Raw genomic sequence first — 19,790 nt, forward strand, 5'->3', positions numbered from 1 at the left:
TTAATATCGCTGCTGCCAACTTGGCTGAATGCAGCGATATTTTTTTTGGTTACTGTAACAAAAAAATCCCCTGATTAATACCATTTTATTCGAAGGGTACAATCAGGGGGGTATATTTAGATAGGTTGGCTTATGGCCTTACTTCTTTTTCTACCAGATAGAAGTCGTCGAAGTAGTAGGAGCCTGCCTCAGGAAGGTGAATATACAAGTATCTCCCATTGGGATCTCCTTCGTATTTGATTTCTCGTGTAATAGTTTCCCATTTACCTGTTTTCACATTGGCTATGCTGGTCCAGAACTGCTGCCAGTTGGGGAGTATCCAGGTATTAAGCGATTTGGCAGGAGAATTGGCGTCGATCCATACCTTATAGCTATATACATAGGTAACTCCGTTTTTGAGGCTAAATGGCGCCTTTTCACTGGTAAACCCTCCAGCTCCCGAAGTAACATCCACTTTAAGGCTATAGCTTCCGCTGGCAGCCTTAGCCGTGGTAAATTCGTATGAGGCGGTATTGGTGCTATAGGGTACCCATCCTGTGCCCGCTCCTTCAAATCCATAAACGGATGCAGGAAGCAGATTGACATCATGCATGATCACGGGTTGGTTGGAGAAGGGCTGGACTTCTCTTTCGTCTACCGACTTCATACCACTTCCGGGCAACAAACTAACGGTTATGACATCGGGACGGTATATTTTTTCGACGAGCTTAATGTCCAAATTAGTTTTGTTTGCCAATACGGATTGAACCTTGAAGGCTTGTCCATTCACTTTTACCTCAACAAAATTCACTTTATTGGAAAAAGCAGCAAACTCTCCGTTGAAGGGGACTTGTATAGTCTCATTCTCCAGCTCCCGAATGGCACCGGTAAGAACGAATGGTTTTGAAGACTTAATCACCTTGATTGGGTTGGGGATTTTAATAAAATCACCATCGGGAGGAATATTTAGTCCGGTACGGCTGGAATTAAAAGTAGCATTAAAAACACCCAAGGAATTGAAAGCTATAGAAGCTACCGAATCTGTGCTTGAAATGCTTCCAATAGTCCAGCGACGCGTATCGGGTCTACCGATTGTAGTTAGGTCGACAAACTCCAATTTACCTCCAGCCTCTACAAAGATGGTATCTTTGGAAAGTGGGCGAACCACACCGTCTTGTCTGATTTCTATCTGGGGTACAATGGTATCGTATACATCCACCATAAAGGTCTTGTCGATCACCCAGACATTACCTTCTTTAACCGAATGAAGCGTGTCCAACCCTCTGAAGGTCACTGAATCTGGAAAGGTATTTCTAAGCCTTACAGTTTGTATCCCTCCCTTTTTGAAATACACATGAACGGTAGGATCAGAGGAGACCAAGCCAGCATCCTTTTTTATGAATTTTTCAAGAACCGTGTCTCTTCGTGTGATGACACCTTCAAGGAAATGATTCCCTTCACTAATTTCCCAGGTATGGGTCAGGGTGTTTTGAGAGACATCCGTAAAAGAAATGAAGTCGTCGATGCCGATTTTAAATGTTTGTTGCGTGAAGTTGCTGGTATACCAGCCCACATCTGAAAAGCTGCTGGGTTCTACATATTCCCTGGAGCATCCCACCAGTAAGGTGACGAATGCCAGTAGTAGGGTGGTTATATTTTTTTTCATTGTCTTCAATATTTTAGGACGGAATTTCTTGTTCAAGATTTACTTTACGTCGGGATTGGTTAGGAGTTCATTATTAGGTAAAGGCCAGTAGGCATGAGCGGCCTCCACGTAATTTTTGGCCGCTTGAGTATAGTCGGTAATTTCTACATAAGTGGCCTTAGTACCTTCTGTTAACACACTCGCCCAGCGTGTTCCTTCTTTCCCATTGATATCCGTATATTTATAATGTTCCCCATAGTATTTTTTTGTGGCTAACTCCTGAAAACGCTTTTTGGTAATACCCCAGCGGCGCAAATCGATCACCCGCGTAGCATGCCCTTCAATACTTAGCTCCAGCGGCCGTTCGATGTACATCAAATGATCCATCAGGGTGGTTGCCGTATAGGCTACTCCGTCATGACTTGAGGCAGGATATTCGCTCTGAGCAGCTGTGCCCAACAAACGTAACGCTGATCGTCTGCGTACCTTATTCACATACCGTATAGCGTCCTCGACTCCTGCTTCGTCGGTTCCCCCTTTAATCAGGCATTCAGCATACATCAGATAAATATCTGCCAGACGAATGACACGTACATTAGCCCCTGAGCGGAGGGTCGGCTGTATATCTTTTTCATTTTTAACAATATCCCAATTGGAATATTTTCGGAAATAAGCTGTTTCTCCATTATTGAATAGGGTGGCCTGAGCGGGAGTAAGTTGGTAATATTTAGTGTCCATATCGTCGGGTAAAGCTATGGAGTAGGAGGTCCGCAGAGAATAGCTTCTCAAGCGACGTACCCCTTTGCTATCAATGACATAGTTCCGCTCGTCGTTGGTGTCCATCACCTCCTGCTTATAAGCCATGATCAGCCATGAGCTTGGATAAATAGCTCTATATCCGCCCACTGGGCTAACCATAAAATTAAGATTATTGGAAACCTGCTCTTCCGCATATGGATTTTGCTCTGCTTTAAAGGCAAGGCTATAACTGATTTCTAAGATCGATTCGGAATTGAATTCATTCGCACTGGTAAAGTTGTCGCCGATATTTGGAGTTAAAGCATAACCATAATTGGTGTTAGTGATCACATCTTTAAAGTAGGTGGCGGCTTTGTCGTAATTCTTATCATAAAGATAGCTCATGCCCAGCACTGCAGAGGCGGCGCCTGCGGTAACCCGACCAAGATCCTTGTTGGCAGTCCACTTAAAAGGTAAGTTGGCCAGAGCAAATTCCATATCTGCTCTGAAAAAATCCTGAACCTTTTGTGCTGATTGAAGTGGTTGATAGAATTCACTTTCATCTTGCGGGACAAAGTCGAATATCGGTACGCTTCCTCCATTAAAGGAACTATGCAGATAAGAATAAAAGAGCCCTCTGAAAAAATGCGCCTGGGCCTTAATTATAGTAGCCCTCTTAATGGAGGCGGCATCTTTTTGAGCAGGCATTAGCAGGTCAATTGCTGCTATTACTTGATTGGCACGGAAAATGCCCTTATACAGTGCATCCCATTTATTATTGGGTGTAGAAGATCCATTATTGAAATTCTGCAGATAATATTCGTTTGAAGTGTTGGGTCTTCCCCAACCCGGATAGGTCATATCACTTCGGTTATTTTCGTCACCAATTGCTAGGACATTCTGGTTCTTAAAGGCATTATATACCGAAATTAATCCAGCATCCGCATCGTCCAGGGTTTTCCAAAAACTGTCCGTAGACATCTCATTAGGGTTAACCTCCTCAAGGAAGTTATTACATCCCAACTGGCTTACGGCCAAAAGGCCCAATGTCATATATTTAAATATCGATTTTTTCATCATGATAGTTTTTAATGCTTAGAAATCCAATGAGAACCCTACCCGATACTGTGAGCTAACGGGGTAATTTCCTCGGTCAATTCCTCTGGATTGTAGCCCATCGCCTCCCACTTCAGGGTCGAAGCCTGTGTATTTGGTAAGGGTAATTGGGTTTTGTGAGGCGACGTACACGCGCATATTATTAAGGCCTAATTTCTTAATCGCCTTCTTAGGGATATTGTAGCCTAGGCTTACATTCCTTAATCGCACATAGGTGCCGTCTTCAATCCAATAATCCGACCAGCCCCGGGCGTTAACATGGCTTCCTCCTAAATAGGTAGGGATATTGGAGTCAGGGTTTTGTGGTGAATATTGATAAACCAGATCCTTATGCGTCCCGTAGTTATAGGCCTGTATTTTGCTTCCATTGATAATTTCGGCACCAAAAGCACCAAACCATTGCATAGAAAGATCGAAATTTTTATAGCTCGCATTCAGGTTCAACCCAATTTCAAAATCAGGGGTGCCGCTACCTGCGAAAACGCGGTCATTTTCGTTGAGAAGATTGTCGCCTTTGTCTGGAATGCCATCCCCATCCGTATCGATGGTAAGGGCATCTATATAACGCAAATCGCCAATTCGGGCAGTAGGAACCAAGGTCTTATAAGCATCCAACTCCTCTTGAGTTCTGATTATTCCGTTGGTAGGCATTACCATAAAGGCACCCGCTATATATCCTTCCTTAATTACTGTTACCCGGTCCTTATTGTCAATTGAGCCTCCGGAAAGATAATTGACCTTATTGGAGCCTGCCATTTTTGTGATTTTATTTACATTTTTAGAGAAGGTAGCGTTGGTAGACCAGGAAAACTCTCCCGACTGGCGGAACCCTGCTGCTAGCTCTAAGCCCTTATTGTTCATATCTCCTACGTTCAGGATTACGGTAGAACCGGAGCCCGCGCCAGTGGATGGCGGAACCAATAATGGGAATAGCATATCCTTTTTATTGGTATTATAAATGTCTGCTGAGAAAGTGAAACGGTTGTTGAAAAAGGCCATGTCCAAACCGATATTGCTCTGAACGGTAGTCTCCCACTTTACATTTCTATTGGCGAAACTGGTCTGAATAGCGCCCAATCCGAGCACCTCGTTTCCATTCATTCCGAAGGCATAATCCTTCCCTAAGGAAATAGTAGCAGCATTACTATAATCCAAAAAGTTTTGGTTACCTGTGGTACCTTGGCTTGCACGGATTCGCAGATTGTTTATGGTATTGGCTAAAGGCTTGAAGAATTCTTCATCAGAAACGTTCCAGCCCGCCGACAATGATGGGAAAAGCCCCCAGCGATACTTTTGCGAGAAACGAGAAGAACCATCCTGTCTGGCGCTTAGGCTGAGCATATACTTGCCCTTATAGTTATATTGTGCCCGTCCGAGCAAGCCAATTAATGAATTGGTTCGGTCTTGGTTCCATCCCGTGCCCGAACCGGCATTTGGGTCTAGCGTGCCACCATTTATAACCGTAATATCGTTACTGATCAGGTCGAATTTCTCGGCGAAAAATGAACTGTATTTATAAGATTCCATGGTAATACCTGCAAATACATTGAGGTTGTGGCTTCCATAGCTCTTATTAAAGCTTAAGGTATTTTCAAATGCGAAGCTACTCCCTCGGTCGCTGGTATTCCGGACTCCCGACCTTACTTGCTCAGGTTGTCTTACACCAAGATTGTCGTAAGTAACAAATAAAGGGTTAATCCGAGCTCTGGTATTGAAGGTATTGGAGCCACCAAAACGACTCATGAATTTAAGATTATTAGTGATCTTATATTCAGCCTGAATATTTCCGTTAAACTGACCACCTTTTCTTCTGTCTTTTTGTTTGATGCGCGCCGTGAGATAACCCATAGCCACTGCTTCATTGCTTCCATTATTTCCAGCGTCCTGTATGGTGTTTACATTGGGGTCGAGCATTTGCTGATAAGGCTTATAGCGAAAGACCTCTGCCAATAAGCCCCAGGGCTCATACTGTTGGTCCTCGGTACGAATTCCTAGACTGGTACGTATGGTCCATTTGTTTTTAGTGTAATTTGTGTTGGCACGTACGTTAAATCTATCATAACCCGAGTTGATGATCATACCCTTCTGACCGAAGTAATTGGCATTGATACTGTAACTAAGGTCTTGCTTCCCTCCCGAAACATTGAGACTATAATTCTGAATGGGCGCATTGTCATTCTGAATCACATCATTTAAATCACTGTTATTGGTAAACCCATAACGATTGGATTCCAGAGAGGTCCAGGTGTTTCCATAATGTGTTCCATTCAAATTCTTTTTAAGTAGGAATTCCACATAAATATTCTCTTCAAAATTGGTGCGTGGTACACCTGAGGTAATACTCTGGATACCATAATATCCATCTAAAGATACTTTCATGGCTCCCGCCTTACCCTGTTTGGTGGTAATGAGGATTACGCCGCCGGCACCTCTTGTACCATAAATAGATGCTGATGCAGCATCCTTTAGCACGTCGATTGTTTCTATTTCTGATATACTGAGTTTAGGATCGCCGCTATATGGGATGCCATCGACAACATAAAGCGGTTCGTTGGCCCCTGTTACAGAGCTAATACCCCGAATTTGTATATTGGACCCTGATCCAGGACTTCCAGAACTTGCCTGTACGGAAACACCGGCGATTTGCCCCTGAAGGGCAGTACCAAGATCTGCTGTTGAAGACTTTGATAACACTTCATTATCAATCTGTACTACTGCTCCGGTCACCTCCTTTTTTTTCTGGGTGCCGTACCCTACAGTTATCACTTCCTGGAGTTCAATCGCGTCCTCTTTTAAAACGATATCCAGTTTGGATTTTCCGTCTATGGGTACTCCGGTGGTAATATAACCCACAAAAGATACCATAAGAGTGCCTTTGGCAGGGGCAGAGATCTTGTATTCCCCTTCCGCATTTGTAGTAGTTCCATTTTGCGTGCCTTTTACGATGATGGTGGCCCCGGGAATCGGCCCCCCATCTTCTCCAGTGACCTTGCCACTGACCGATACACCCTGGGCGAAGCCGATACCGATCTGTAGTAAGGTGATGAAAAAGCCAGCTAATAATAACCGACTGATTTTTGTAATTATTTTAGTCATACGATTGGATGTTTACAGTGATACTTATGATTCTATACGGTTTTGTTCTCATGTCTTTATTATTGATAATTGGGAAATAGATTATGTATTGATAATGGAGTAAAATTGTGAAATGCACCAGAGTCCGGGCCAAACAGTCGCAGGTCATAGCGCGTGTTTATGATGAGGTCGTGAGGCACCTGGAGTGCCTGTTATCAATCCTTGGGTTTATAAGACTTTCGTTCTGAGCTGGATTCTACAATACAAATTTGAAATTATTAACTACATCATACCATAATCAAATTGGCATAAGGTGGTATTAAATTAGCATTGATAGGAGGAAGAGAGTATAATATTGGATTTTATAAGTAAAATCTGAATGAGATTAGTACAACTTCGGAAAAAAATTGAATGAAATTCCTGATTCCGTGGAAGATGGTGTCTAAGAATACCAACAGTTTAAAATTTGATTAAAGCATTGAGATAGCATTAGGTTGAGGTAACCTTCTGTAAATGAAAGTTATAATGTCTATATCAGGGCTTATGTCATAGGGGAGTGGAGGAAGCAGTTGGGCAGTAATTGCGTGTACTGACATTAGCCCTTTAATTTGAAGCAAAATAGTATTACGTCCGACTCCAGCAGTATGAAAATTAAAAAACCAGCCAAGCCTATTTCTAGACCTTAGCTGGTTTCTCTCCAGGAAGGTATTTTAGGAAGGAATTTCCTTTGGGTTATATAAAATTTATTTTAATCGGTCAATATTGGCTTTTAATCTTTGCAGGGCTTCGACATACATATCGGGGATTAACCCCTCTTTATTTGGGGGCACGTTCAATAAGAAATTTGCTCCCCGCGATTTATTGATTAGGTACATGCCTAACAATTCCTCATCAGACTTAGGTAAATCACCTTCCACAAAAAACCACTCGTTGCCAATTGGAAGATTCATTTCTCCGGGCAAATAATAGTGCTTGCCATCTACCGTTTTCCAGGGTTCATATTTCGATTTTTTACTCATAAAATTTCCGTCCGGAAGCTGTCTTTCCATCTCCAGTAGATCGGTGGGCCAGGTGGAATGGGTTTTCAGCGTGGTGCCATCGCCGTGTCCATTATTAAAGGTTATGATCGTGTTGGGCTGCCACTTTAATATTTGGTTATAGAGGTCGTTACGATAGTCTCGTGGCAAGAAAGAAGGTATGTCAATCCAAACTTCTCCTATTTCCCCATACAGGGTGCACAGTTCCTCTAATTGCTTCCACTGGAAATCACGGTAGGCTTTGGTGGTATATGCCTGACCAAAGGTAGTGTGAGCAGGAGGAGTCTTGCTGCCAGATAAATTTTTGTTATCCCAGGAGCAGTAATATAATCCAGGCATCAACCCGTATTTTCGGCACTGAGTAACAAATTCTTTCACAATATCTATTTTAACTGGGCTGTTGCGGACATTGTATTCATTGTATTTTGTGGGCCATAAGCAAAATCCACTAACATGTTTGGCGGTCAGAACCGCATACTTCATTCCAGCTTCCGCTGCCGTCCTTACCCACTGCTCTACATCCAGCTTGGTTGGATTAAAATCGGAGGCCGGAAGCAATCCTTGGGACATTTCGACGCCGTCATAGGTGCTCATTCCAAAATGTATGAACATGCCATAGCCCAAAGATTCCCACTTTTGGATTTGTGACTTAGTCAAGCGCTGGGCGCCATCTTCGATTTTCCTTTCAGTATCAGAATGTTCCTGCTTTTGCGCTACTCCCATGTAGGTGGTGCCTAATAGAAGGAGGCTACTTAGTATAATAATCTTCATGAGCTTGGAAATGAATAATTTAAGGTGATTTTTTTAAAAAATAAATTCTATATGGATGCTGTCCCGCTGAAATGCCGATATTTCATGATGATTGGCATTGGTCTGCCAGACATATACTTTTTTCAGATTTGGCAGCTCTTTTAACTGGCTGAGACCCTCTCCCGAGATTGGATTGCCATAGAGATTCAAGGTTTTAAGATGCTCTAATCTGTTTATTACCTTCATGCTTTGATCGGTCAGATCATTTTTTCCCAGATTTAGTTGATTAAGGTTTTTAAAATTTGGGATAGGGGCAATATGCTCATCCTTAAGTGCTAGGTCAGATAGTTGGAGACTAACGATATGCAAAGCCAGGCCTTGAAGCGACTTAAGATCAGGTGACTGCTGCTTTTGTCCCGGATGGTACGATATATCCAGCAAAACGGGGTTATGGCTGACCGTCCTGATTTCGAAACCTTTACTAATAGCCTCCCGCAGGAATGTCGTGTCCAGCTGTTTCGGTATGCCCGAGATATGGTACTCGCTTGTGGAACTTCCTGCATTATTTTCAGTATTTGGGAGGCCTGGTACATTCGTTATCATTGGTAACATGGCCTCATATCCTTTAACGGAGGTTAACAAAATATTTTCCTCATGGGATGCATGCTCAATCCACCATTCAATGAGGGCTACTTCATGGGCGGTCAATGGGGTTTTGCCTTCTGTGGGCATAAACTTTTCGTGATCCGGGTCCAATGTAATACGCTTGAAGAGTTCACTTTGCTCCGGTTTTCCAGGAGTAAATGAAGGTCCATGCTTGCCCCCTCTCAAGAGTTCGGTATAATTCTTCATGTTCAGTTCGCCCTTCAATTTTCCATCTTGATGACATGACTGGCAACGTTTTTGAAGAACAGGAGCTACCATATGAGCATAAACCGCCACTTCTTCTATAGTATCAGGTGTTTCTATTTTCGAAGTATTAAGTTGGCTAAAGGCCAGATACTCCGCTCCATGTGTAAGGTTTCCTCCTTGGTGACCCACATATGACAAGAGTCCTACCAACAAGATATAACTTATGGAGACTGATTTTTTAGGTACTTTAATCCATTGTCTTTCCATTGCCAGATGTACCAGATATAGCAAAATGCTTAGGAGGCATAAGCTTAAACCTGAAAACATATGATTGTTCAGATAAATGTCGTCGTAACCTCCAGACCAGGAGAGCATCCAGCCTAAAACACTAGCAATTATAGCAGAAAATGCTCCCAGTAGCAGGGTTGCGGAAGAGGCTACCTTTAAATAAGCGTAACGTGACCAGTACGAAGACCAGTCGAAAATGGCTGCCAGTAAAATAAAACCAATGGGCAGGTGTACCAATAAGGGATGTAGGCGGCCAATAAAAGATAGTATATCTATATAATCCATCTATATGCGCGTTAACTTTACAGGTGGGGTATAATTGGCTTTCCACTGACATATGTACAGGTTCTCCTCATCGTCCACGCAGACATCGTGGCCATGCTGGAAGGTACCATTTTTGTCTTGCAAAGTGGGGAGTAACTTACCGTGCTCATAACGCGGAGGCATACCTCCGGGGTTGCTTACTACTTTGTTTTGAGCGTTAAGTATAGTGACAAATCCTGAATCTCCATAATCGGTATTCCCTGCCTTATCTTTGCTCCAGCATACTCCTGCATATAAGGTGTTTCCTTTAATAACGGCTCTGCACACATGCATTCCGGGTAGATCGATTCGCTCCAGAAATTTTCCGTCTAAGCTGAAAACTTTGAAGCAGTTTTCCGCTCTGGAAGTACAGATTAGTTTTGGCGATGAGGGATCCCTCAGATCCACAGTTACACCATGCGCATTATGTAAGTTATATTCCTTATCGCTATTCTGGTGCCCTCCAAAGTGTCGGATATAGCGCCCTTGCTGGTCATATTGAATGATATAATCACTCCCATAACCATCAGCTACATATATATCGCCATTCGGGGCCACGGCCGTTTCTGTAGGCATAAATGGTGCATCTGGAGGATATATTCCTATAGTTTTAGGATGGCCAATGGTCATTCGAATCTTGCCGTCAGTTGTTGTCTGAACCACCTGTCCCTGCTGTTTGCCCCATTTACCGGTTCTATCCTGGTACCAGCCACAATCCGTTATTAATAAAAAATCATCTCCAGCATCGTCGAGGCCCAGGGAAAGTCCATGCCCCCCAGGAAAGGCATTACCCCAGCTGTCGAGTAGCTTTCCAGATTTGTCAAAAATAAGTATATTATTATGGGTATGGTCCCCAAGCATTATTAGGCGGCCTGAGCTATCCTGTATCATTTCATGACAGTTGAATAGGGGGGTGGTATTGGGACTAATTTTGCCCCAAGCCTTGTCTACCTTGTACTGATAGTCTCCATGGCCGATGACGGCCTCCTCAGGTAAAGGGTGGCTATTCCTGGTAATGGGATAGATGGCTTCAAAGGGAGTAGTTGCCGAGGTGCCCAATAACAGGGCTGCCTTTTTAAGGAAATCTCTTCTTGGACTCATGGAATAATGAGGTTCGTAAAAAACTGTTGGTTATTGGGAAGGATTCAAGATGACTACAAAGATATAGGTCTATATTTTGTTAAAATTATCCATATTGTATAAATTTGTATACAAATCCTACAACAGACCCTCAGGATAAAGATATTTATTCCTCCCAACACTTATTAATGATACAGCAATGCATGCACTTATTGCCAATAATCGCTTCAATTTGCTCAATACAGCCGAGGTAACCCTGGATATTAGCTGGAGTTATTTCAACGTTATGAGTCCTTTTTACCGACTTTATTACATTAAAGGGGGAAGCGGTACTGTGCATTTTGCTGGTACTGAATTGAATCTGAGATCGGGCTTCCTGTACCTGATCCCAGATTTTCAATTATCTCATTATGAATGTACCGATTTCCTTCATCAATTATATATACATTTTGAGGAGGAAATGGCTCAGGGAGTTTCCGTCAAATCTATTTATAGGATTATTCACGAACGGAAGGCAACGGATTTGGACATTGCCCTAATCAATAGAATATTAGAAATTAATCCGGACAGTAAGTTGCCTTCCGAAAGACCTTCTACACTTTCGGAGGTACAGGTAAGTCGGGATGAGACCTATCAGTTAAGAAGAATGGAAACTCAGGCCATTCTACAACAGTTGTTAGCTCGGTTTATGACGGGAACCATTTTGGCCGAGACCACCGATACGAGTAACGATAATAGAATATCTAAGGCTCTGCAATATATCCACAAAAATCTGGATCAGGAACTGTCAGTAGCTTACCTGGCTTCCCTGGCCCATCTTAATCCGGATTATTTCAGCCGTATTTTTTATGAGCTGGTAGGTCAAAGACCCATTCCTTACATCCATCAGCTTCGGATTCAAAAAGCTCAATATCTACTATTGTTTTCGGAAGCTACGCATGACGAGATTGCTGAGCTGACTGGATTTCCGAATCGCCCTTATTTTGCCAAAATATTTAAAAGGTATACCGGTTTGAGTGTAGGTCAATATAGAAACCAGTCGCCGGAGGTATGATACTTCACCACTTGATTTCACAGGGAGGAATCACTATTATGTATTTTACGTATACTTGCTATCGGTAGGAATTGGATTTTATATCATATACATGGGTTTGGGATATGGATCAGAGCCAGATTAATATTTATTCCCTATAAGCGATTAGCTGGTTTTATTGGCTTATCTAAAGTTGAACAGGTATTATTTAAGGTTTTGTTTTAAGCCCTAATATGAAATATTTGGCTTGAACTGTACAACATAGGATATATTTTAAAGTGGTTGAAATTTATATAAATGGTTGAAAAAGAAATAGATAGGATTAATTTTTCTCGATGTTCAGTTTTTGTCTAGTTGATATTTTACAGCTTTATCCCTAAATAATTTCATATTTGCTGAGTGCAAAAAGGAGAGACAATTTTATGCGAACCGAAAGTGAATTGGAAATGAATATTATAATAATATGGATAAAACGGAAGTTCCGAATAGAAGAAAGGCAAATAGGATATCTAAAGGTTTAGGATTAACTATTAGCACTATACGTTCATCTTTTGTTTGGATAATTTGATAAGTTCTGGCCTGCAAACGAGCAAAAGTCTCAGGAGGCAAAGGGAAAGGCGGATAGAGTACTGAATTTTGATTTATGAATTATGAACAACTGGAATGCTATTATAGTATTGTTTTATGCCAAACGACTCATTCTGTCATAGTTATGGATTGAATAATTTTGTTTTAAAATTAAATAAAACCATGTATGTCTAGAAAAATTTTAAGTTTGGTAATGCATTTCGGGATCTTTTCAATGGCCGTGGCGCAGCCAGCACCACCCAAAGGGTTTAAATGGGTAAAAAATGAGGCATTTTCTGATGAGTTCAATGGAGAGAAGTTAGACGCCAATAAATGGCACGATCGCTCTCCCTATTGGAAAAACGGCCGTCCACCTGCTGATTTCAGAGCCGAAAATGTCTCTGTAAAGGATGGTATGTTACAGATTAAAAATGAGGTTCTGGATCCGGCGGAGGGTGTGTACAATCTCACGGGAGGAGCCGTAGCTTCTAGAAGCAGTGACGCCTCTTTTGGTTATTATGAAGCCCGGATGAAGGCTTCTGGTGTGTCAATGTCGTCAACATTTTGGTTAAAGGCGCCACGTCATCAGGTTGGTTGTAAGACTATTCAGCAAGAATTAGACATAGTAGAAGCCATAGGAGGAGCCAAGAAATTCGCCGCATTCAAATATAAAATGAAATCTAACGCTCATATTTTTAGAACTGATTGTGAGGGTAATAAAATGGAAACCTTATCAACGCCAGGAGAAACAGACCTAGTTGCCGCCGCTGACAGTATGTTTCATGTTTTTGGTTGTTGGTGGAAGGATGCTAATACTTTGGATTTTTACTATAACGGCCAATATGCTTTTACTATTAAGCCTGATACTACCGAGAGTAAAACACCCTTTGATACACCAATGTATATGCATTTAGTTACAGAAACTTATAATTGGGAAACGCCTCCTACACCAGAGGAATTGGCGGATAAGACCAAAAATGTCACCTATTATGATTGGGTACGAAGCTATAAACTGGTGCCGGTCGATGTAAAGAGTTGGATAAATTAAGCATATTTCCATTTAAGGATTATTTAAAGCTAATAGGTCCTAAGATCTCATTGAATATCCTTTATAAGGGTATTCAATGTTAAATATCAGAATTTTGCAAGTATTACAAACGAGATCAGCCAGAGATATGGACACAAAAGCCTGTCCAAGGGAAAGGGCCATGCCTCGGGGGCTGGCAGGACGGCTCACAGAATACTCCATGATGTGTCGCCGATTAATCGCCCACTCGGATCATATATATATTAAAACAGGTCCTTTCGTATGGTCATAAAGTAGGAGGTACTATTCCGATGACCCGGATATGCAAGCTGAAGAAAAGGTATTTCGGGTATAATACTACAATGGAGGTAGTATTCAATTTTTAACCAATTATATTAAAATGAGAAAAATTCTTTTACTCATATCAGTACTTTGCTGGTGCATTTCGGTCATAGCGCAGCCTCAAACCAGTAGCTTTAAAGAGGGAGAGACGCAGGTAGTGCGCGACCTCTCGGGGTTCCGTTGGAAGATGAAGATGATGCTCCCTGGTCAGGGTGAAAAAGAAGGTTTGAATAAACTGCCACCAGAAGATATAGAAACCTTGGTATGGAATATCGCTCAGGTGCCTGGGGATGTATATACCGATTTATGGAAGAACGGGATTATTGAAGATCCTTATTTTGGCAGGAATGCCTCAAAAGCTCAGTGGGTTGGGCAATATGAATGGTGGTATGCTACCCAATTTAACGTGACCGACGACTTGGCAAATAAGTTTGTAGAATTAGAATTTGCAGGTGTAGACTACAGCTGTGATATATGGCTTAATGGTCATTACTTAGGCCAGCATCAAGGAGCATTTTCATCTTTCTCCTTTGACGTAACGGCTCATTTGCGTTCATCTAAGAAAACCCGGGAGAGTAGTAATATGCTGATGATCAGACTAAATCCCCCTCCAAAGGTCAATGCTCTTGTAGCGGGGAGAAAAACACCCTGGTTTGGAGATTATTGGAGAGATATAATCCCTTTTGGTATCACCCGGCCAATCAGACTACGCAGCACAGGGGCTAGTAGTATCAAGGACATCTATGCCAAAACGACTCTGCGCAAAGATGGCAAAGCCACGGTAAACCTGGAATTGGAAATCAATAATACTACTACCAGCCCGCTTCATATAACTGCTTTAGGAGAAATTACTGGAGAGAATTTCAAATCAGCGATTTATAGTAAAAGCACATCCATACGGTTGAAGCCCGGGCTAAATAAGGTAATTCAGAGTTTCGAAATTCCTGATGCTAAACTCTGGTGGCCATGGGATCTTGGTGAGCAGAACCTTTATAAAGCTAAAGTCTCTATAACCCAGCAGGGCTCCAGTCATGATTTCGCCGAAACTACTTTTGGAATCCGCGAAGTAAGGATGCAATGGAATCCAGGTTTTACCAGGGATGAAGTCAGTTTTCCCCGCACTACGACTATTAATGGTAAGGTTCATTTCATTCGCTCTGCTTGTTGGGGAGGGCCACCGGATATATTTGTGGGCCGCACTTCGGTTGCAGAATATGCTCAATTAATCGACCTGGCGAAAAAGGCGAATATGAATAACATTAGAATATTTGGCTGGCACCCTCCAGAAATTCCTGAATTCTATGAACTCTGCGACCGGGCTGGGATCACTGTCTGGCAGGATGTTATCCCTTTTGGTACCGGAAATATACCCTCTGATAAGGCTTTTTTAAACCAGGCTATTCAGGAAGGAATTTCGGTAATTAAGGAACGAAGAAACCATCCTTCTCTCATCATGATGGAAGGGGGAGAAGAGATGATGCTCCGAACCAGAGATCCTAAATTTACCAGAGCTTTCCTGGAACAATTTGGAGATAGCCTACAGAAATATGTGGACCTGCCCTATGTTCCGGATTCTCCACTTACGGACGAAGCATCGCTGGAGGCAGGCTTTAAGCCAAAGGAGGCGGTGCATGCTTTGGGTTATTTCTATAATATGGGTAATTGGCTTATGGAAGATTGGTTCAAATCCTTAGATTATCCGATTGTACCCGAACTGGCTATAACCTCGGTTCCTGCTGTAGAAAGTCTGAAGAAATTTATTCCCGAAAATGAAATGTGGCCCCCAGGACTAAGTTGGGGCTATCATTGGGCTGATTTGGATAAGTTGCGCATGCAGAATTTTGATGCCTTCGGGAGTGAAAAAACAGGCTCTCTGGATGAATTTGTAAACGCTACCCAAGATGCACAAGGCATTATCTTTCAGTTGTCAGTAGAGCATTTCAGACGTAATAAGCCTCGGCTTAGCGGCATCTCCTTATGTCATTTTATTACTTATTGGCCTGATATGAAATGGGGAATAGTGGACAATTATCAGGTGCCAAAACGATCCTATGATTATGTTAAAAAAGCTTACCAGCCACTTTTGGTCAGTCTTAATTTTAACAAACGACGCTGGCAGTCAACAGAATTGTTTAAGGGAGAGATCTGGGTGGTAAACGATTACTATAAAAACTTCCCTAATACTTCAGTCGAAATTGAAGTGAAAAATGATCGGAAAGAACAGATTTATAAGCATCTCTACAAGTTGGGAACCATAGAGGAAAACAGCGCAAGGCAAATGATTGAAGTGGACGAAAAGTTCCTTGATAAGGTGAATTCTGAATTTTATGTAACGCTCAAACTGATAGGAGATCAGGGTCAGGAGCTATCCACGAACGACTATTTATTTCTAATAGGGGATCAACAGGAGGCGTCTAGAACATTTAAGGAAATGGGCAAAACGATGAAAAAACATATTTCCAAATATGGAGCGGGTAATTATTTTGAATATTTCCCGGATCTGATGGGGGAAGGGGAGCAAAAAATCAACAGTGATTTAGATATTCCAAGGGCAAGAGGATTCGAACCGAAATAGCAGATTCTACTAAACATTTATATATGGAAAAATAACTTAGAAAGTAAAATACCAACTGTGTTTGCAGCACAGCTGGTATTTAAGTCCAGATGTATGTACTAACATATGCTCTGTGACTCCGTGTTCATTTATACAATTAAACATCATTTCAAAAATATGAAAAAGGTCAACTCGTACCTAATGCTATGGGTCAGATATTCAGCGATTCAGTTGCTGCTGGTGATATTATCCTTTGGGGTTCTGTCAGCCGCTGTCCCACCCACTAAAGAATTATTGGAGAAAAGAACCGCCCTAGAAATCAGGCAAAAAAAGTTATTAGCAGTTAATGGAAATAGGGAAAGTATTCCGCCGGCTCATACCAGGTCTACTTCCGATAACACCTTATATCCACTAAAGCGTACCGAGCAGAATCGAAATCTGCAACTTATTTCAGGGATTGTTACGGATGAAAAAGGAGAGGGCCTGCCTGGAGTTAGTATTCTGGTGAAGGGGACCCAGGTAGGGACGACCAGTGGCGTAGATGGTAGCTACAAATTGGACATGCCGGAAGGGAAGTCCATTCTGATATTCTCGTTTGTTGGATATGTCAGTCAAGAGCTTAATGTAAGCACTACCAAAAACTATTCGATCTCCCTGGCCTTAGACACGCAGACCTTGGAAGACGTGGTTGTGATAGGTTATGGTACACAAAAGAAGTCAGATGTAACGGGCTCGGTAGCCACCGTTTCAGGGAAGGATATTGTGAAGACAACGGCCCCAGGTATCGATCAGGCTTTACAGGGCCGTCTGGCAGGGGTTACAGTGACAGCCAATTCAGGGAGTCCAGGCAGTGCAGTCACGGTCAAGATCCGAGGGGTAGGCACTGTGGGCAATTCGTCCCCACTGTATGTAGTGGATGGAGTGCCGCTTAGCAGTATCCTGAGTTTGAACATGCAGGATGTGGAAAGTATTAATGTCTTGAAGGATGCATCGGCTTCGGCCATTTATGGATCACGAGCCGCTAATGGAGTGGTGCTGGTTACAACCAAACAAGGGGCCAATGGAAAGCCTCGTATCAGTTATAGTGGAAGCATAGGTATTCAGCAAAGTTGGAAAAAACTGGATGTTCTCGATGCGAGCCAATGGGCGACTTTATATAATGAGGCGACTTTAAACGATGGTCTGGCCATCAACCCGGAGCTTGCCAATCCTGCTGCCTTGCCTAGTTATGACTGGACCAAATTGGCGTACCAGAATGGGGTGATTCAGAATCATCAATTGTCGGTATCAGGAGGATCGGAGAAGGGTAAATATTATCTTTCCCTCAACCAGCTAAAACAGGAAGGGATTATAAAAACGTCGGGATACGAGCGTTTAAGTGTCCGTAGTAATAATAATTATTATCTCAACGATCGGATAGAGGTAGGGAGTAGCTTGTCTTATTCACATGCCTCCCGGACTAGTTCGGGTGGGGAAAGTGGTATAGAAATTGACAATCGGCTCGCTTATCAGGGCTATGTCATGGATCCTGTAACCCCGATCTATAAGGAAGATGGAAGTCCGAATACTAGCCCATATAGAACCAATTCCATCTCTCCATTGGTACAGATGAATTATAATAAGACAGAGTCATTCGAAAATTACCTCTACGCCAACGGATTCATCAAGTTAGACCTGGGTAAAGGTCTTTTCCTACGTTCGAATTATGCGGTCACCAGAGGAGAGAATTTTGGTGATAATTTCCTCCCAGCATACTTCGCCTCTGGATATCAGAGTCGTAAAGTCAATACCTATTCCTCAAATCGTGCGGTTACGACCTATAACGTATGGACAAGTACGTTAAACTACTCCGGCCAGTTTGATGCACATCATCTAGATGCCATGTTAGGATATGAAACCCAGTCGAATAAGTATAATTTTATTACGGCCTCAAGAAACGATATTCCGACCAGTATTTCCAATCCCACGCTGGGGTCGGGTAATATCGGATCGGCTAGCAATGGTGGTACGGCAAACCAATCGGAGCTGATATCCTTTTTTGGGAGGATTAATTATAATTACTCAGGTCGTTATTTTATCACTGCCAATTTAAGAAGGGATGGGTCTTCTCGTTTTGGACCGAGCAATAAGTGGGGGCTATTTCCTTCGTTTGCCGCTGGATGGGACATCAGCAATGAAAAGTTTTTTAACTCCAAATTGATTAATTTACTCAAGTTAAGAGGAGGTTATGGGGAAATCGGAAATCAAAATTTTGCCGATTATGCATACTTTCAGACTATAGCAACTGGAAGTAATGTAACTTTTGGCTCCCCCGAGATATTGAATCCTGGTCTCGCACCACAGTCACAAGGCAATCCCAAGCTCAAATGGGAAACGGTCAAGTCTACTAATGTGGGGATGGACCTGGGGTTGTTTCAGAACCAACTGAATCTAACGGCCGATTATTTTGTGAAATATACCACTGATATGATCTTGCGACTTCCGATCGTGGACATAATCGGTCTGGTAACGCCTCCATATCAGAATGCGGGGAAAATGAAAAATAATGGTTTAGAAATTTCAGCAAATTATAGAAAAGAATTCGGAGCGCTGAAACTAAATTTAGGTGGTAACATCTCTTTTATCCGTAATAAAGTCTTAAACTTAGGACCTGCCGGCAACAGCATTCAGGTAAAGGGCCTTATTAATTATGCACCCATTGGAATCACCCAGGTGGGCGGATCGGTAGGTTCATTTATTGGCTATAAGGCAGACGGACTATTCCAGACCCAGGACGAGATCGATAATAGCAGTCAGCCTACGGCCAAGCCTGGAGATGTAAAATATGTCGATATCAATAATGATGGAGCCATTGATGGAAGCGACCGAACCATTATCGGTTCTCCGCTCCCCAAGTCTACCTATGGAATTAATCTAGGCCTAGAATTTAAGAATTTTGATCTGAGTACTCTTTTCCAGGGATCTCAGGGGAATGATATCTATAGCTTGGTTGATTACGCAATGAATGGAAATGTTACTACCAATTCCACGACCGATATCCTGAATCGATGGACAGGACCCGGAACGTCCAATACCATACCACGACTTTCGCGAATTTATAATGGACAAAACGTTATGCCCTCTTCACGTTTCGTTCATGATGGATCCTTTTTTCGTCTGAAAAATATTCAATTAGGATACAATTTTAAGCCGGAAATGCTTAAAAGCATCTATTTGTCCGACCTGCGAATCTACCTAGGGGCTCAAAACCTGCTGACCTGGACTCGATATAAAGCCGGACTTGACCCCGAGATTGGTAATGACCCTCAAGCCAATTCTCCTTTAGATTTGGGAATGGATCGTGGTACTTATCCCCAGGCTCGAGCATTTATTATTGGTCTAAACGTATCATTTTGAAATTAGAA

Annotated in this window: 10 protein-coding genes; 4 read left to right on the top strand and 6 right to left on the bottom strand. The window is 42.4% G+C overall.

Annotated elements, in window-relative coordinates:
• Positions 1-130 precede the first annotated feature (130 nt).
• The 6 genes from X939_RS0100060 to X939_RS0100085 form a co-directional block, all read right to left on the bottom strand.
• Positions 131-1,645, bottom strand: a complete 1,515-nt coding sequence (locus X939_RS0100060) for a carbohydrate binding domain-containing protein (RefSeq protein WP_025761183.1) — start codon at positions 1,643-1,645, stop codon at positions 131-133.
• A 39-nt stretch (positions 1,646-1,684) separates the two neighbouring features.
• A complete protein-coding gene (locus X939_RS0100065) occupies positions 1,685-3,442 on the bottom strand; it encodes a RagB/SusD family nutrient uptake outer membrane protein (protein ID WP_229235896.1) in 1,758 nt (585 codons plus the stop codon).
• Positions 3,443-3,457: 15 nt separating this feature from the next.
• A complete protein-coding gene (locus X939_RS0100070; protein WP_025761185.1) occupies positions 3,458-6,574 on the bottom strand; it encodes a SusC/RagA family TonB-linked outer membrane protein in 3,117 nt (1,038 codons plus the stop codon).
• Between the two features lie 722 nt (positions 6,575-7,296).
• Complete coding sequence (locus X939_RS0100075; RefSeq protein ID WP_025761186.1) at positions 7,297-8,361, bottom strand: alpha-L-fucosidase; 1,065 nt, start codon at positions 8,359-8,361, stop codon at positions 7,297-7,299.
• Positions 8,362-8,394: 33 nt separating this feature from the next.
• The gene (locus tag X939_RS0100080) at positions 8,395-9,765 is read right to left on the bottom strand and encodes a c-type cytochrome domain-containing protein (RefSeq protein ID WP_025761187.1); all 1,371 of its coding nucleotides are present in this window, start codon (positions 9,763-9,765) and stop codon (positions 8,395-8,397) included.
• Positions 9,766-10,884 carry an NHL repeat-containing protein gene (locus X939_RS0100085; RefSeq protein WP_025761189.1) on the bottom strand — a complete coding sequence of 373 codons (1,119 nt, stop codon included), beginning with the start codon at positions 10,882-10,884 and terminating at the stop codon, positions 9,766-9,768.
• 178 nt (positions 10,885-11,062) lie between these two features.
• Between X939_RS0100085 and X939_RS0100090 the strand changes: the two genes are divergently transcribed.
• From X939_RS0100090 to X939_RS0100105, 4 genes are all read left to right on the top strand, one after another.
• On the top strand, positions 11,063-11,917 hold the full coding sequence (locus X939_RS0100090; RefSeq protein ID WP_025761190.1) for an AraC family transcriptional regulator: 855 nt from the start codon (positions 11,063-11,065) through the stop codon (positions 11,915-11,917).
• A gap of 733 nt (positions 11,918-12,650) precedes the next feature.
• Positions 12,651-13,511, top strand: coding sequence for a family 16 glycosylhydrolase (locus tag X939_RS0100095; protein WP_025761191.1), 861 nt, complete (start codon positions 12,651-12,653; stop codon positions 13,509-13,511).
• Positions 13,512-13,890: 379 nt separating this feature from the next.
• A complete protein-coding gene (locus X939_RS0100100) occupies positions 13,891-16,407 on the top strand; it encodes a glycoside hydrolase family 2 protein (protein ID WP_025761192.1) in 2,517 nt (838 codons plus the stop codon).
• A 156-nt stretch (positions 16,408-16,563) separates the two neighbouring features.
• Positions 16,564-19,782, top strand: a complete 3,219-nt coding sequence (locus tag X939_RS0100105) for a SusC/RagA family TonB-linked outer membrane protein (protein ID WP_025761193.1) — start codon at positions 16,564-16,566, stop codon at positions 19,780-19,782.
• Positions 19,783-19,790 lie beyond the last annotated feature (8 nt).

Origin of the sequence: Dyadobacter tibetensis Y620-1 (genome assembly GCF_000566685.1) — a bacterium.
Lineage (GTDB): Bacteria > Bacteroidota > Bacteroidia > Cytophagales > Spirosomataceae > Dyadobacter > Dyadobacter tibetensis.

Coding starts and splice junctions, on each gene's coding strand:
- X939_RS0100065 (WP_229235896.1), bottom strand. CDS start 3,442: ATGATGAAAAAATCGATATTTAAATATATGACATTGGGCCTTTTGGCC.
- X939_RS0100095 (WP_025761191.1), top strand. CDS start 12,651: ATGTCTAGAAAAATTTTAAGTTTGGTAATGCATTTCGGGATCTTTTCA.
- X939_RS0100105 (WP_025761193.1), top strand. CDS start 16,564: ATGAAAAAGGTCAACTCGTACCTAATGCTATGGGTCAGATATTCAGCG.
- X939_RS0100090 (WP_025761190.1), top strand. CDS start 11,063: ATGCATGCACTTATTGCCAATAATCGCTTCAATTTGCTCAATACAGCC.
- X939_RS0100070 (WP_025761185.1), bottom strand. CDS start 6,574: ATGACTAAAATAATTACAAAAATCAGTCGGTTATTATTAGCTGGCTTT.
- X939_RS0100100 (WP_025761192.1), top strand. CDS start 13,891: ATGAGAAAAATTCTTTTACTCATATCAGTACTTTGCTGGTGCATTTCG.
- X939_RS0100085 (WP_025761189.1), bottom strand. CDS start 10,884: ATGAGTCCAAGAAGAGATTTCCTTAAAAAGGCAGCCCTGTTATTGGGC.
- X939_RS0100080 (WP_025761187.1), bottom strand. CDS start 9,765: ATGGATTATATAGATATACTATCTTTTATTGGCCGCCTACATCCCTTA.
- X939_RS0100075 (WP_025761186.1), bottom strand. CDS start 8,361: ATGAAGATTATTATACTAAGTAGCCTCCTTCTATTAGGCACCACCTAC.
- X939_RS0100060 (WP_025761183.1), bottom strand. CDS start 1,645: ATGAAAAAAAATATAACCACCCTACTACTGGCATTCGTCACCTTACTG.